14 protein-coding genes are annotated in these 13,497 nt (G+C 63.2%); 7 read left to right on the plus strand and 7 right to left on the minus strand.

Going from position 1 to position 13,497, the window contains the following annotated elements:
* Positions 1 to 211 precede the first annotated feature (211 nt).
* The gene (katG, locus tag LJ655_RS23800) at positions 212 to 2,476 is read left to right on the plus strand and encodes a catalase/peroxidase HPI (protein ID WP_230563666.1); all 2,265 of its coding nucleotides are present in this window, start codon (positions 212 to 214) and stop codon (positions 2,474 to 2,476) included.
* Positions 2,477 to 2,521: 45 nt separating this feature from the next.
* Here katG and LJ655_RS23805 read toward each other — a convergent pair whose 3' ends face one another.
* A complete protein-coding gene (locus LJ655_RS23805) occupies positions 2,522 to 3,538 on the minus strand; it encodes an alcohol dehydrogenase (RefSeq protein ID WP_230563667.1) in 1,017 nt (338 codons plus the stop codon).
* A gap of 274 nt (positions 3,539 to 3,812) precedes the next feature.
* Between LJ655_RS23805 and LJ655_RS23810 the strand changes: the two genes are divergently transcribed.
* The 4 genes from LJ655_RS23810 to LJ655_RS23825 all read left to right on the plus strand — a co-directional run bounded on the left by LJ655_RS23810 (position 3,813) and on the right by LJ655_RS23825 (position 6,861).
* Positions 3,813 to 4,646, plus strand: a complete 834-nt coding sequence (locus LJ655_RS23810) for an RNase A-like domain-containing protein (RefSeq protein ID WP_230563668.1) — start codon at positions 3,813 to 3,815, stop codon at positions 4,644 to 4,646.
* A 4-nt stretch (positions 4,647 to 4,650) separates the two neighbouring features.
* Positions 4,651 to 4,947: a contact-dependent growth inhibition system immunity protein gene (locus LJ655_RS23815; protein WP_230563669.1), complete on the plus strand. Its 297-nt coding sequence runs from the start codon at positions 4,651 to 4,653 to the stop codon at positions 4,945 to 4,947.
* A gap of 426 nt (positions 4,948 to 5,373) precedes the next feature.
* On the plus strand, positions 5,374 to 5,931 hold the full coding sequence (locus tag LJ655_RS23820; RefSeq protein WP_230563670.1) for a carboxymuconolactone decarboxylase family protein: 558 nt from the start codon (positions 5,374 to 5,376) through the stop codon (positions 5,929 to 5,931).
* A 36-nt stretch (positions 5,932 to 5,967) separates the two neighbouring features.
* The gene (locus tag LJ655_RS23825; RefSeq protein WP_230563671.1) at positions 5,968 to 6,861 is read left to right on the plus strand and encodes a helix-turn-helix domain-containing protein; all 894 of its coding nucleotides are present in this window, start codon (positions 5,968 to 5,970) and stop codon (positions 6,859 to 6,861) included.
* A 268-nt stretch (positions 6,862 to 7,129) separates the two neighbouring features.
* On the opposite strand, the gene LJ655_RS23830 is transcribed toward LJ655_RS23825, so the two are convergent.
* Positions 7,130 to 7,651 carry a hypothetical protein gene (locus tag LJ655_RS23830; protein WP_268991688.1) on the minus strand — a complete coding sequence of 174 codons (522 nt, stop codon included), beginning with the start codon at positions 7,649 to 7,651 and terminating at the stop codon, positions 7,130 to 7,132.
* A gap of 120 nt (positions 7,652 to 7,771) precedes the next feature.
* Between LJ655_RS23830 and LJ655_RS23835 the strand changes: the two genes are divergently transcribed.
* Together LJ655_RS23835 and LJ655_RS23840 are read left to right on the plus strand one after the other, a co-directional pair.
* On the plus strand, positions 7,772 to 7,915 hold the full coding sequence (locus LJ655_RS23835) for a hypothetical protein (RefSeq protein WP_230563672.1): 144 nt from the start codon (positions 7,772 to 7,774) through the stop codon (positions 7,913 to 7,915).
* 95 nt (positions 7,916 to 8,010) lie between these two features.
* Positions 8,011 to 8,568: a hypothetical protein gene (locus tag LJ655_RS23840; RefSeq protein WP_230563673.1), complete on the plus strand. Its 558-nt coding sequence runs from the start codon at positions 8,011 to 8,013 to the stop codon at positions 8,566 to 8,568.
* A gap of 153 nt (positions 8,569 to 8,721) precedes the next feature.
* On the opposite strand, the gene LJ655_RS23845 is transcribed toward LJ655_RS23840, so the two are convergent.
* The 5 genes from LJ655_RS23845 to LJ655_RS23865 are packed head-to-tail and all read right to left on the minus strand — an operon-like array spanning position 8,722 to position 13,300.
* A complete protein-coding gene (locus LJ655_RS23845) occupies positions 8,722 to 9,063 on the minus strand; it encodes a cytochrome C oxidase subunit IV family protein (protein WP_230563674.1) in 342 nt (113 codons plus the stop codon).
* Positions 9,064 to 9,071: 8 nt separating this feature from the next.
* Positions 9,072 to 9,779 carry a heme-copper oxidase subunit III family protein gene (locus LJ655_RS23850; protein ID WP_230563675.1) on the minus strand — a complete coding sequence of 236 codons (708 nt, stop codon included), beginning with the start codon at positions 9,777 to 9,779 and terminating at the stop codon, positions 9,072 to 9,074.
* A complete protein-coding gene (locus tag LJ655_RS23855) occupies positions 9,776 to 10,387 on the minus strand; it encodes a cytochrome c oxidase subunit 3 (protein WP_230563676.1) in 612 nt (203 codons plus the stop codon). The genes LJ655_RS23850 and LJ655_RS23855 overlap by 4 nt, the downstream gene beginning before the upstream one ends.
* Positions 10,384 to 12,141 carry a cytochrome c oxidase subunit I gene (ctaD, locus tag LJ655_RS23860; RefSeq protein ID WP_230563677.1) on the minus strand — a complete coding sequence of 586 codons (1,758 nt, stop codon included), beginning with the start codon at positions 12,139 to 12,141 and terminating at the stop codon, positions 10,384 to 10,386. Before ctaD ends, LJ655_RS23855 begins: the two co-directional genes overlap by 4 nt.
* Before the next feature lie 13 nt (positions 12,142 to 12,154).
* Positions 12,155 to 13,300 (minus strand): c-type cytochrome, encoded by a 1,146-nt coding sequence (locus LJ655_RS23865; protein WP_230563678.1) that lies wholly within the window; start codon positions 13,298 to 13,300, stop codon positions 12,155 to 12,157.
* Positions 13,301 to 13,497: the final 197 nt, after the last annotated feature.

The raw sequence follows: 13,497 nt of genomic DNA on the forward strand, positions 1-13,497 counted from the left end.
ATATAGTCGCCGCCTATCGCCGGCATTGCCGGATTCCAATTCTATTGAAGATGGCGCTCGCCTATAGTCGAATAGGCGAGGAGTACCTCAATTTGCCACGGAAGCCTGACACGATGACAAACGCATAACAAGTACCTTGCATGGGATTGGAGAAAGTGTCGAAGCACCGACTCCGATCGACAACGGAGACATCCTCCAAAGGAGAGAACGCATGTCAAGCGAAGCAAAGTGCCCGTTCATCCACACCGCCGGCGGCGGGACAACCATCCGGGACTGGTGGCCGAAGCAATTGCGCGTCGACCTGCTGAACCAGCATTCGGAACGCTCCAATCCGCTGGACAAGGACTTCAACTATGCCGAGGCATTCAAGAGCCTCGACTACGACGCGCTCAAGAAAGACCTCGCCGCGTTGATGACCGATTCGCAGCCCTGGTGGCCCGCGGACTTCGGTCACTACGGTCCGCTGTTTATCCGTATGGCATGGCATGCCGCCGGCACGTACCGTATCGGCGACGGCCGCGGCGGCGCTGGGCGCGGCCAGCAGCGTTTCGCGCCGCTCAATAGCTGGCCGGACAACGTGAGCCTCGACAAGGCGCGCCGCCTGCTCTGGCCGATCAAGCAGAAATACGGCCAGAACATATCGTGGGCCGACCTGCTGGTCCTGACCGGCAACGTCGCGCTCGAAACGATGGGCTTCAAGACATTCGGTTTCGGCGGCGGCCGCGAGGATACGTGGGAGCCGGATGAGGACGTCTACTGGGGCAATGAAAAGACCTGGCTCGGCGGCGACGTGCGCTACGGCAAGGGCGCGGCCGGCAGGGAAGACGACGAAGGCGTGCTCGTCGCCGACGAGGCACTGCACGGCACGGAGCAGAGCCGCACCGAGCCGCCCGGACGCAACCTCGAAAAACCGCTCGGCGCTGTGCAGATGGGCCTGATCTACGTGAACCCGGAAGGCCCGGACGGCAATCCCGATCCGCTCGCCGCGGCGGTCGACATCCGCGAAACGTTCGGCCGCATGGCGATGAACGACGAGGAAACCGTCGCGCTGATCGCAGGCGGCCACACGTTCGGCAAGACCCACGGCGCGGCCCCCGCCACCAACGTCGGGCCGGAACCGGAAGGCGCCGGGCTCGAAGCCCAGGGGCTCGGCTGGCGCAACAGCTTCGGCACCGGCAAGGGCGCCGACACGATCACGAGCGGGATCGAAGTCACGTGGACCTCGACGCCGACGCAGTGGGGCATGGGCTACTTCCAGAACCTGTTCGGCCACGAGTGGGAGCTGACGAAGAGCCCGGCGGGCGCGAATCAGTGGGTCGCGAAGGACGCGCAGGCCACGATCCCGCACGCGCACGATCCGTCGAAAAAACTGCTGCCGACGATGCTGACGACCGACCTGTCGCTGCGCCTCGACCCGATCTACGAAAAAATCTCGCGGCGCTTCATGGCCAACCCCGACGAGTTCGCCGACGCGTTCGCGCGCGCCTGGTTCAAGCTGACGCACCGCGACATGGGCCCGCGCGCCCGCTATCTCGGCCCGGAAGTGCCGAGCGAGGAACTGCTGTGGCAGGACCCGATTCCGGCCGTCGATCACCCGCTCGTCGACGACGCGGACGTCGCGGCGCTCAAGCAGAAGATCGTCGCCTCGGGGCTGTCGGTGTCGCAACTGGTCACGACGGCCTGGGCGTCGGCCTCGACGTTCCGTGGCTCCGACAAGCGCGGCGGCGCCAACGGCGCGCGCATCCGGCTCGCGCCGCAGAAGGATTGGGACGTCAACCAGCCCGCTGAGCTCGCGAAGGTGCTCAAGGTGCTCGAAGGCATCCAGAGCGAGTTCAACGGTGCGCAGTCCGGCGGCAAGAAGATCTCGCTCGCCGACCTGATCGTGCTGGCGGGTGGCGCCGGCATCGAGCAGGCCGCGAAGAACGCCGGCCAGCAGGTGACGGTACCGTTCATGCCGGGCCGCATGGATGCGTCGCAGGATCAGACCGACGTCCAATCGGTCGGGATGCTCGAGCCAGTCCACGACGGCTTTCGCAACTATCTGCAGGGCAAGTTCCCGGTGAGGGCCGAGCAACTGCTGATCGACAAGGCACAATTGCTGACCTTGACGGCGCCCGAGATGACGGTGCTGATCGGCGGCCTGCGGGTGCTGAAGGTGGGCGCCGGCAACGACTCCCACGGTGTCCTGACGAACAAGCCGGAAACGCTCTCCAACGACTTCTTCCGCAATCTGCTGGACATGGGCACCGAATGGACGCCGATGTCGGAAGACGCGGAAACGTTCGAGGGCTGCGACAGGAAGACCGGCGAGGTCAAGTGGACGGGTACGCGCGTCGATCTGGTGTTCGGCTCGAACTCGGTGCTGCGCGCGTTGAGCGAGGTCTATGCGAGCAAGGACGGCAAGGAAAAGTTCGTGCGCGACTTCATTGCCGCGTGGGTCAAGGTGATGAATCTGGATCGCTTCGATCTGGCTTGATTGAAGCCGGTGCGGCGAGCTTTGGCTCGCCGCATATCCTCCGCCTCAGGCCGTCTTCAGCACTACCCTGAAACGCGCATGGCCGCTCATCATGCGGTCGAAGGCCTGGGCCGCGTCGGCGAGCGGAAACTCCTCGATCATCGGCTTGACGCCGCTCATCGCGCTGAACGCGAGCGTGTCCTGCGAATCCGCCGAGGTGCCGGAGGGCCAGCCTTGCACCGAGTTGCGTCCCATGATGAATTGCGTGATCGGCACTTCGACCGGCTCTTCGGAGACGCCGACCATCACGAGCTTGCCGTTCAGGCCGAGACCGCCGAGCGTGGCGCTCATCGCCTTGCCGCTCGTCACCGTGGCGAGTATCAGCTTCGCGCCGCCCAATGCCTGCAGCGCCTCGGCGACGTTTTCGGTTTTGCTGTCGATGTAGTGATGCGCGCCCAGTTGCTTCGCAAGCGGCGCCTTGTCCTGTCCGCGCGCGATTGCCACCGTGCGAAAGCCCATCTTGCGCGCGAATTGCACGCCGAGATGGCCGAGGCCGCCGATTCCGAGAATCGCCACCACGTCACCGGCGCGCGCGCCGCTATTGCGGATCGCGTTGAAGGTCGTGATACCCGCGCAAAGCAACGGCGCGGCATCGACGTCGGACAGATCGTCGGGAATGCGCGCCAACGCTTCGACGGGGGCCACCATATATTCGGCGTAACCGCCGTCATAGCTGATGCCGGGGATGAGAGCGAACTGGCACAGCACGAAGTCGCCCTGGCGGCAGTGTTCGCATTTGCCGCAATGCCCGCCGTGCCAGCCGACCCCCACACGCTGCCCCGCCTGCCAGCCCTCGACGCCCGCCCCCAGCGCATCGATTACGCCCGCGATCTCGTGCCCGGGCACGCGCGGATAGGTCAGGCCCGGCCATAAACCTTCCTTGGTCATCACATCGCTATGACAGATGCCGCATGCCTGAATCCTGATGCGCACGTGACCCGCGCCCGGCTCGGGCACGTCGCGCTCAACCAGTTCGAGAGGGCCGCCGGCCTGCTTCACTTCGACTGCTTTCATTTTGGGCATGATGTCCTTCCTTTCCAGTGACGAACGGGAACAGAGGGGAACAAACTTCCACATGATAGTCCGCGCCGAATGGGCTCGCCACAAAGAAGCCGGCGCGGGACTGGAGAGAACAGGCACTATCCCGCCTGTCCGTCCGTACCGCGATGTGAATATCCAACGTGAACGGAGATTGACGTTCGTTGACATTGGGACTGCAGAATCATCCATCGCCCATTCCCTGTCCCTGTAGTCGCCTGGTAGTTTGGGTGTTTTAACAGGTACAGAGGAATACGGAATGTCGTATCAACAGGATTCGGACGGCGTGCGCGTTGTGCTCAGTGCGCCGCAGCTCGCCGCAGTGCTCACCCGCCAGTCGATCAGCCAGACGGAAATGCTTTCGAACCGGCTATGGGGCGGGTTGCAACTCGTCGGCGGCCTGCTGGAAATGGTCGGAGCCGGGGCGCTGTGTGTGATGCCGGAACCGACGATGGCGAGCAAGGCCGGGTGCATCGTGTTCGGCGCACATGGTTCTGACACGGCGGCAGCGGGGCTGCGTCGAGTATGGACGGGGCGTGATACGGCGACGCTGACCCAGCAGGGTACGACGAAGCTGGCCGAGGCGATCAATGTCAGCTCCGATATGGCCGACAAGATCGGCCTGTCGCTCGATATGGCCGTGCCGTTCGGGTTCGCCGGCTCGATCAAGGCTGCACGCGCGGCCAGTATCACAATGGGTCGGATCAACCTGCAAATGCATGAGGCGAAGGCCCTTAATCCAAAGCTTGGAGGACATACAATCGAAAAGCATGTCGGCAAAACCGAAGCATGGCTGCGGGACAGGTTGGTACGCGACCCCCACATTCCGGCAGCGTCGTCATTTACAGATATTCGGTTCGCTGAATGGGCAATATCGGAAACAATGAATGCAAACGTAGCACGAATAAAAGCGTGGGCGGCATCGCCGCTAAACGATTTGACATTATTCAAGGACGTTGGTCGGAACGTCGGGCATGCAGTGATCAGAAAGTCAGGGGCTTACGTGCCAGCGCGCCGGGTCAAGCTGATTCTTCGTTACCAGACCTACAACGGCATGCCTTACTATGTATTCACCGCAATGCTTGTCGAGTAACTCTATGACCATGAATAACGGGAAATACAGCAACCTTGAACAATTGATCATGGGGCGTTTTCATGAGGATTATTCGCTATATGGAGATTCGATACCCGATCTCGTTCTTTCCTATAAAAGGGGGATGAACCAGACCGAGAAAGCTGCCGCCCTGAAGGAGATAGAGCAGCTCAAAGAGGATAACCGCGACAACCTGGACGCGGCATTCGAAGACGCTTTTGGATGCCACGTAGATCCGGTTCTCTGGGGCCACACGGCAGCATCGTTCCTTGACGAGCTGAAGCGGCTCCTGAGCGAGTAGTTCACTTGTCGCCGCGCGTGGGCCGTCCCATGCAGTTCAGCGCATGCACACGCGGCGATGTTCATATTTGTCCCAAGAAACCAGCATGAGGGTTCGCATTGTTCCACCGGAACCCTGCATCCGCTCGAGTCGCCCGGCAGGCAACGGACACGGACCCCACGCAACGCGAGCATCTTCACAAACTGCTGGCTGCCCGATATTCGCGAGTCTTCGCGTCCGACTGGAAAGATTTTCGGGAAAGCCCGGCGTCGCCAATCTGCGGCTTTTCCAGCAGTTTGCGGCACCCGCGCGGCAGTTCCCTCACTCGCCGCCGTCTGTGTCAGTGCCGCGCATATGACATCCGATGTAATTGGCGCGCCGTGTGGCGGCCTCTACTCTTCGACTACCGCGTCCTCGATCCGATGGCGCACACGTCAAGGAGATACCATGTCTAGCTACCCCGTCCACACCATCGAGTCGGCTCCCGCGCAATCGCAGCCCGTGCTGCGCAAACTGCAACAGGCGTTCGGCCTGATCCCGAACATCGCGGCCACCATGGCGGATTCACCGGTGCTGATCAACGGCTTTATCGGCCTGTTCGAGCGCGTGCATGCGAGCAGCCTGACCGAGCCGCAGATCCAGACGCTGCTGCTCACCAATGCCGTCACGAACGCGAGCGAATGGGCGGTCGCGTTTCATACCGCGCTAGGGCTACAGGCCAGCTTGCGACGCGCCGATGTCGAGGCGATCCGCCACGGCGGCTTGCCCGACGATGCGCGGCTCGCCGCGCTGTCGACGCTCGCGCGCACGCTGATCGAAAAGCGCGGGCGCCTGGCCGACGAGGACCGGCAACGCTTCGTCGCGGCAGGGTTCAGCGCGCAGCAGCTTCTCGAGGTGATCGCGGTGGCCGCCGCATCGACGATCACGAACTACACCGGCAGCGTGACGCAGCCGCCGCTCGAGACGCAGTTCGGAGAATTCGCGTGGCAGGCGCCCACGCGCTGAGCAGTCCTGTTCAGGCAAGCAGACGAGGGCAAAGCGATGAACGTCACGAGCCACGATCCGAAAGTGCAGGCCGGTGATCTCGGCAGTCTGTTGCGCTATTGGCGTGACGCGCGTGGCGTGAGTCAGCTCGATCTGTCGCTCGAGGCCGGCATCTCGCAGCGGCAGATCAGCTTCATCGAAAGCGGGCGCAGCGTGCCGGGCCGCGACACGCTGCTTGCGCTCGCGCAGACTCTCGAGGTCCCGCTGCGCGAGCGCAACGCGCTGCTGCTTGCCGCCGGTTATGCGCCGATCTATTCGGAGGCGCCGTGGAATGCGCAGGAAATGCACAGCGTGGTGCGCGCGCTCGAACGGGTCGTGCGTCAGCACGAACCGTTTCCGGCGCTCGTAATGGACCGCGACTGGAACGTGCTGATGAGCAACGACGCGGCACCGCGCTTCTTCAACTGTTTCATCGACATGGCCGCGCGTGAAGGTCCGCGCAACATGCTGCATCTGATCTTCGATCCGCGCGGCATGCGGCCGTTCGTCGCCGACTGGGAAGAGGTCGCGCGCAGCCTGCTGCAACGGGTGTATCGCGAGTCGGTGGGTCATGTGGTCGTCGACCATACCAGGCGTCTGCTCGACGAACTGCTCGCGTATCCCGGCGTACCGCGCGACTGGAAAACGCATCATGGGTCGTCTGCGACGCACGCCGCGATGCCGATGATTCCGCTCGGCCTCGTCAGCGACGGCGTGGTGCTGCGCTATTTCTCGATGGTCACGACCGTGGGCACACCGCAAAACGTGGCCGCGCAGGAACTGCGCGTCGAATGCATGTTCCCCGCCGACGATGTCACCGAGGCACTTCATCAGCAGTTGCTTGCTGCGCACGGAGCGACATCAGGGAAGCCCGGCGATTCAGGCGGGCAACTTGAGGAGCCCCCATCATGAAGGATGAACCGAAAGACGGTGTCGATCGACGCGACTTCATGTCCGCCTGGGTCAAGGCGATGAGCCTCGGCTGCTTCGACCTGGCTTGATGCGCGACTGCAATGGGTAGCGGCTTGCATGAACCTCTTTAGCACTTCATGAAAAACCGGAGGTGTGCTCCTCCGGTTTTTCATGGTGCGGCAGAAGCACCATCAGCCGGCCGCTCCCGCGTTTTGCTTCGCACCCGTAGTCGCGTCAGCGTGCGGTATCGGTACGCGCGCGGCCGACACTACGACGGGCGCCCCACGTCCGCCGTGACGCTGCGCGATGGGTTGCGCTCCAGTCTCATGTACAGATTCGCCGCCACGATACCGAAGACGATGTGAACGAACAGGCTAGCCGAGTTGCGCGCTTCAGCGAACCACGGAAAGAAGCTCGTCATGCCGTAGAAATTAACCACGTAAACGGCTACGGCGAACACGCCACCCGTCAGTGAAGCCATCCTCATGCTCGAGTCAAGGCGGAATGACGTCATGATCAGGGCGAGGACAAGCGCAAATGCGATGGCAAGGGCGAAATGCACTGCAAAGGCCGCAAGCACGATGCCAAACGAGAACGATTGCGGCGACTGCAATGCGCCTCGACCCAGAATGATCGCGGCGACCATGCGCGGGGGCTCCAGCAGACTTCCGCCCGTCGTTAGCGCCATCACGATGACCCCTAACGCCAAAAACACAACGCCCGCGATCACGCCTGCCAGCACGGCTGCCCGCCAGTCGGGGTGGCCGCGCGTGAAATGATGGGAATCCATGTGAAGTTCCACAATTTCTCTCCCGATTGATTGGGACAATTCATTCTAGTAGACCCAGATCGAATCGACGACCGATTTGCGGCCTCCGACGATTTGCGGTGCGCGCCGCAATCCGCCTGAATGTCTGCTTTCGACAACGGCCGCGCTCGTATCCGTTCGGTCGGCGCGGAAGCGATCGACCAGAATGGCGGCAAAGGCGTAGTCTTACATGGTGGACTGTTCGGAGTGGACGGCATGGAACCCGATCGCGGCACCACGGCATAGTCCCGGCGCGTGCCGCCGCATGCACCTGTGCCTCGGCGCAGGGGAGGTGGGGCGGCATAGTCCGCAACCGCTAGTCAACGATGGAAGGAGGCCACATGTCACTCATCGTCGCAGCAACCTTTACGACATTCCCCGCCGCTGAAAATGCGGCGCAACGCCTCTTCGATGCCGGTTTCGTCGAGGAAGACGTCACACTGTTTTTCGTCAATCCGCCGGGCCAGCACGCGCGTGTTCGGCCCCGCGGCGATGCCATCATCGACGCAATCGCGAAGGCGACGCCCAGCGGTGCCGAGATGGGCATCGCGATTGGCGCAGCGATTGGCGCCGTGGTAGGCGTAGGAGTCTTCGCGGTGTTTTCGGCGCCGCTCATCGTGTCGCTGGTCGCGGCCGGGGTGTGCGCGTATGTCGGCTCACTGGCCGGCGCGATGGTGCGCACGCGTGGACCCGTCGACGAACAGATTCGTGATTCCGGCGTGCTGGTGGCCGTACACGTGTCGCCGGACAGCCAGTTGGACGCCGCGCGGGTGCTGCGCGATGCGGGAGGCGCGTCGATCGAACGCGCGACCGGCCGCTGGCAACAAGGGCGCTGGGCCGACTTCGATCCGTTCACGCAGCCTGAACCGCTCGACGAATTCGGTGAGAAGCACGCGTGATCTGAAGATGTTTTTCGCGGCGATCTTCTGCGAGCAAGGAAGCAAACGGCCCGGCATTTGCCGGGTCGTTTTGAATGAGCGATAAAAAATAGCTACGCTTGAGCCAGACTCGCAGCCTGAGTTCGCCGACTTGACTCTGCCAGGCAAAACGGGTCAACGGAAGAAGAGTTCCCGCATGCCGAAGGTGTGATGCGCTTCGGCAGCCATCAGCACCATCAGCACCAGCAGGCCCAGGGGCGGCATCAGGATGGCGTACACGAGAGCCAGCCGCTCCCACATCATGTGCATGAAAATCGACACGATCAGCCCGGCCTTGGCGATCATGAGCACGACGATCAGCACCCAGCGCAGCAGGCCCTGCACGTGAAAGTAGTCCACCATGTACGACATCGTGCTCAGGACGAACAGCAGGCCCCAGATCTTCAGGTAGATGCCGATCGGATGCTGCTGACCGTGCGCGGCGTCGGGCCGATGGGCGGAATCAGTGTGCTCCATGGTCTGCCTCACCACAAATAAAACAGCGCAAAGATGAATACCCACACCAGGTCGACGAAGTGCCAGTACAAGCCGGCGATTTCCACGATCTGGAAGTTGCCATGCTCGGTAAACCCCGGTCGCGTGATCTTGCGTGCGATCAGCAGCAGGTAGATCACGCCACAGCTCACGTGAAAGCCGTGGAAGCCGGTGATCATGAAGAAGCACGCGCCGAACTGCGCCGCGCCCACCGGATTGCCCCAAGGGCGGATTCCTTCATGGACGATCAGCTTGGTCCATTCGAAGGCCTGCATCGACACGAAGGTCGCGCCCAGCAGCGCGGTCGCGATCAACAGTGCGGCGGCGCGCCTGGCGTCGCGCCGGTAGCCGAAATTGACAGCCATCGCCATGGTGCCGCTGCTGCTGATCAGGATGAAGGTCATGATGGCGATCAGCAGCAAAGGCACATCCACGCCGCCCACAGTGAGCCCGAACACCTTGGACGTGTCAGGCCACGGCACCGTGGTGGACATCCGCACCGTCATGTAGCCGATCAGGAAGCTGCTGAAGATGAAGGTGTCCGAGAGCAGGAAGATCCACATCATCGCCTTGCCCCACGGCACCTTGAAGGCTTCCCGATCAGCCGACCAGTCCGTGACGATGCCGCGCCAGCCGTCAGGCCCGGCCTCGGCGGGCGTGCCGACAGCGGATTCGGTCGGGAGCGTGGGCGCAGTCATGGCGCGGCTCCATACGCGGGCCCGCAGATCGCGGCGACGATCCCAGGGGTGATCCACCACATGGCCGCCAGCAGCACGAGCCAGACAGCCAGCAGGAAATGCCAGTAGATGGCGCACAGCGAGATGGCGCGCTGGGCCCGGAAGGGGTCCCCGCGCCGGAGCAGCGCGATCGTCACCACCCAGGCCGCGAGCCCGCCCAGCACATGCAACCCGTGCAGGCCGGTGAGCACGTAGAGGAAGCTATTGGAAGGATTGATGGCGACGGTCTGCCCGGCCGCCGACAGCATGCGCCAGACGATCAGTTGTCCGATCACGAACACGGCCGCCAGCACGCCGCCGCACACCAGCCACACCGCACGGCGTGCGGTAATCTGCCGGGCACGCTGCATGGCGATGCTGGCCAGCACCAGCGCGCCGGTGTTCCACCACAGTAGCGGCGGATGCGGGATCGCCTGCCAGTCGGGCTCGCGCATACGCATCGCATAGGCGAACAGCAGCAGCGAAAACAATGTCGTTGCCACCGCCATGAAAACGATCAGGCCGACGCGGCTCGCATTCGGCGAGACAGGTGGCGCGTGAGGTGCAAAGGAGCGGGGCAGTGTGGTCATTCGCGTGCCTCTCCGGGTTGAAGCGTCGGGTGGGCGGCCGGTTCAGGCGCCGTCTCGGGCGGCTGGTTTTGCGGGACGAAGTCCTCGCCGTGGCCCGGCGGGCTGTATTCGTATGCCCAGCGGTAGACCACGGGCGGCGCGGCGCCCCAGTTGCCATGCACGGGCGGCGTTTGCGGCGTCTGCCATTCGAGCGTGGTGGCCCGCCAGGGGTTGCTGCCGGCAGGTTTGCCGCGCACGAGGCTCCACGCCAGGTTGTACAGGAACAGCAACTGCGCCACTCCGACGATCAGCGCAATGACGGTGATGAACGTGTTGAGCGTCTGCGCCGAAGATGGAATGAAACTGATGCCCTCGTACTGGTAATACCGCCGCGGCATGCCCAGGATGCCTAGATAGTGCATCGGAAAGTAGATCGCATAGGTGCCGATGAACGTGACCCAGAAGTGCAAGCGCCCGAGCGTGTCGTTGAGCATGCGGCCCGTCACTTTCGGATACCAGTGATAGATGCCGCCAAACACCACCAGAATCGGCGACACAGCCATCACCATATGGAAGTGCGCCACCACGAAGTACGTGTTCGACAGCGGAATGTCCACGCTCACGTTGCCGAGATAGAGGCCGGTCAGCCCACCCAGGACGAAGGTGCTGATGAAGCCGATGGCAAACAGCATCGGCACGGTCAGGTGGATATCGCCGCGCCACAGCGTCAGCACCCAGTTGTAGACCTTGAGGGCGGTCGGGATGGCGATGATGAGCGTGGTGGTGGCAAAGAAGAACCCGAAGTACGGATTCATGCCGGCGATGAACATGTGATGCGCCCAGACCACGAAGCTCAGCGCACCGATTGCGACGATGGCCCACACCATCATCCTGTAGCCGAAGATGCTCTTGCGCGCGTGCGTGCTGATGAGGTCCGACGCAATGCCGAAGGCGGGCAGCGCCACGATATAGACCTCCGGATGCCCGAAGAACCAGAACAGGTGCTGGAATAGCAGCGGGCTGCCGCCGGCATGCTTGAGCGTCTGCCCCATCGACACCACAGCCGGTATGAAGAAACTGGTGCCGAGTGTCCTGTCGAGCAGCATCATCACCGCCGACACGAACAGCGCCGGAAACGCCAGCAGTGCCAGGATGGTCGCGATGAAGATGCCCCACACCGTGAGCGGCATGCGCATGAGCGTCATGCCGCGCGTGCGCGCCTGCAGCGTGGTGGTGACGTAATTCAGGCCGCCCATCGTGGCCGCGACGATGAAGATCGCCAGCGACACCAGCATCAACACGATGCCCCATTCCACGCCCGGCGTACCCGGCAGGATGGCCTGGGGCGGATAGAGCGTCCAGCCCGCGCCGGTCGGCCCGCCTGGCGCGAAGAAGCTCGCCACCAGCACCAGCACGGCCAGCAGGTAGACCCAGTAGCTCAGCATGTTGAGAAACGGAAACACCATGTCGCGCGCACCCAGCATCAGCGGGATCAGGTAGTTGCCGAAACCGCCGAGAAACAGCGCCGTCAGCAGGTAGATCACCATGATCATCCCGTGCATGGTGACGAACTGGTAGTAGTGGTTGGCGTCGATGAAACTGAACTTGCCCGGAAAGCCGAGCTGCAGGCGCATCAGGTCCGACAACACCATGCCGACCAGGCCGATGGCGATGGCCGTCAGCGAATACTGCCAGGCGATGACCTTGTGGTCCTGGCTCCAGACATAGCGGGTCCAGAAACTTTGCGGGCCGTGGTCGGTGTGTGCGTAGGGCATTGCGTCTGCTCCGCTAGGGTTTGGCTGCGCTGCTGGCGGCCGGGCCGCCCTGGGCTTCGATATAGGTCACCAGCGCGGACAGCTCCTGCTCGCTCAGGTCGAAGGTCGGCATGATCGGTGCGAAGCCCTTCACGACGCGGGCCTTCGGGTTGCGGATGAAGGCGCGCAGATAGGCTTCGTCCACCTTCGCGGTGCTGCCGTCGGCCATCGTTTCGGTCTTGCCGTACAGGCCCTTCCAGGTGGGGCCCACGAGCGGACTGCCGTTTACGGTGTGGCAGGCGACGCAGCCCTTGGCCGCTGCGAGCGCCTTGCCCTGGTCGGCAAGCGCGTGGGCGCTGCCGCCTGCAGTGGCGGCCGCGGTCTGCATCTTGGCCTGCTGCTGCTCGAAGGTGGTCTGCCGGGCCAGCCAGCGCGCGAACGATGCCTGGTCTTCCACCACGACCACGCCGCGCATGTTGGCGTGTCCGATACCGCAAAGCTGCGCGCACAGGATGTCGTAACGCCCTGCCTTGGTCGGCGTGAACCAGAAGGTCGTCACCATGCCGGGCACCATGTTCATGCGCGCACGGAACGGCGGTACGTAGAAGTCGTGCAGCACGTCGCGCGAGCGTGTCAGAACCTGGATCGGCCGGTTGAGCGGCAGATGCACCTCGGGCGCATCGATCAGATAGTTGTCACGGCCGTTGGGGTCGCCGGGGTTCAGGCCGAAGGGGTTGTCGTCGCTGATGTAGCGCACGTCGGTCGTGCCCAGCTTGCCTCCGGGGCCGGCAAAGCGGAAGCGCCATTGCCATTGCTGGCCGAGCACTTCCATCTGCAGCACGTGGGGCGGCGGCCGTACGAAGTCCGCGTAGACGAACAGCCCCGGTGCCAGCAACGCCGCCACGCCGACCGAGGTCACGCCGATGAGCCACCATTCCAGCCGCCTGTTGTGCGGCTCGTAGGTCGCGCGATGACCCTTGCGGTTGCGGTAGCGCACCAGTGCGATCACCATGAACAGGTTGATCGCGACGAACAGCACGCCGGTAATGACGAGCGTGATCGTCAGCATGTCGTCCATGCGCACCCAGTTCGAGGCGATCGGCGTGATCCACCAGGGACTGGCAAAGTGAAATCCCACCGCCAATACGATGATCAGGAACAGGGCAATCGCAAGCGACATACGCCACCTCGCTGCGCGACACTCGCTGGAGCCGCCAACCCAACGCTCCTGGCGTCTTTGTGCCGCCTTGCCGTAGTAGGTACTGTCTGCGCCGGCACGTCTCTAGTGCAAAGGTAGTCCTCTCCCGTGCATCGTGCAAGGCAGCTCAAGGGGCCGCGCGCGCCCGATACGGACCGCGCGATCGAAGCAGTCACTTG

The sequence above is a fragment of the Paraburkholderia translucens genome (assembly GCF_020881035.1).
GTDB classification, from domain to species: domain Bacteria; phylum Pseudomonadota; class Gammaproteobacteria; order Burkholderiales; family Burkholderiaceae; genus Paraburkholderia; species Paraburkholderia translucens.

What these genes read in the sequence shown, in the direction of transcription:
- katG (WP_230563666.1), top strand. Translation starts at nt 212, where the DNA reads ATGTCAAGCGAAGCAAAGTGCCCGTTCATCCACACCGCCGGCGGCGGG.
- LJ655_RS23805 (WP_230563667.1), bottom strand. Translation starts at nt 3,538, where the DNA reads ATGCCCAAAATGAAAGCAGTCGAAGTGAAGCAGGCCGGCGGCCCTCTC.
- LJ655_RS23810 (WP_230563668.1), top strand. Translation starts at nt 3,813, where the DNA reads ATGTCGTATCAACAGGATTCGGACGGCGTGCGCGTTGTGCTCAGTGCG.
- LJ655_RS23815 (WP_230563669.1), top strand. Translation starts at nt 4,651, where the DNA reads ATGACCATGAATAACGGGAAATACAGCAACCTTGAACAATTGATCATG.
- LJ655_RS23820 (WP_230563670.1), top strand. Translation starts at nt 5,374, where the DNA reads ATGTCTAGCTACCCCGTCCACACCATCGAGTCGGCTCCCGCGCAATCG.
- LJ655_RS23825 (WP_230563671.1), top strand. Translation starts at nt 5,968, where the DNA reads ATGAACGTCACGAGCCACGATCCGAAAGTGCAGGCCGGTGATCTCGGC.
- LJ655_RS23830 (WP_268991688.1), bottom strand. Translation starts at nt 7,651, where the DNA reads ATGGATTCCCATCATTTCACGCGCGGCCACCCCGACTGGCGGGCAGCC.
- LJ655_RS23835 (WP_230563672.1), top strand. Translation starts at nt 7,772, where the DNA reads ATGTCTGCTTTCGACAACGGCCGCGCTCGTATCCGTTCGGTCGGCGCG.
- LJ655_RS23840 (WP_230563673.1), top strand. Translation starts at nt 8,011, where the DNA reads ATGTCACTCATCGTCGCAGCAACCTTTACGACATTCCCCGCCGCTGAA.
- LJ655_RS23845 (WP_230563674.1), bottom strand. Translation starts at nt 9,063, where the DNA reads ATGGAGCACACTGATTCCGCCCATCGGCCCGACGCCGCGCACGGTCAG.
- LJ655_RS23850 (WP_230563675.1), bottom strand. Translation starts at nt 9,779, where the DNA reads ATGACTGCGCCCACGCTCCCGACCGAATCCGCTGTCGGCACGCCCGCC.
- LJ655_RS23855 (WP_230563676.1), bottom strand. Translation starts at nt 10,387, where the DNA reads ATGACCACACTGCCCCGCTCCTTTGCACCTCACGCGCCACCTGTCTCG.
- ctaD (WP_230563677.1), bottom strand. Translation starts at nt 12,141, where the DNA reads ATGCCCTACGCACACACCGACCACGGCCCGCAAAGTTTCTGGACCCGC.
- LJ655_RS23865 (WP_230563678.1), bottom strand. Translation starts at nt 13,300, where the DNA reads ATGTCGCTTGCGATTGCCCTGTTCCTGATCATCGTATTGGCGGTGGGA.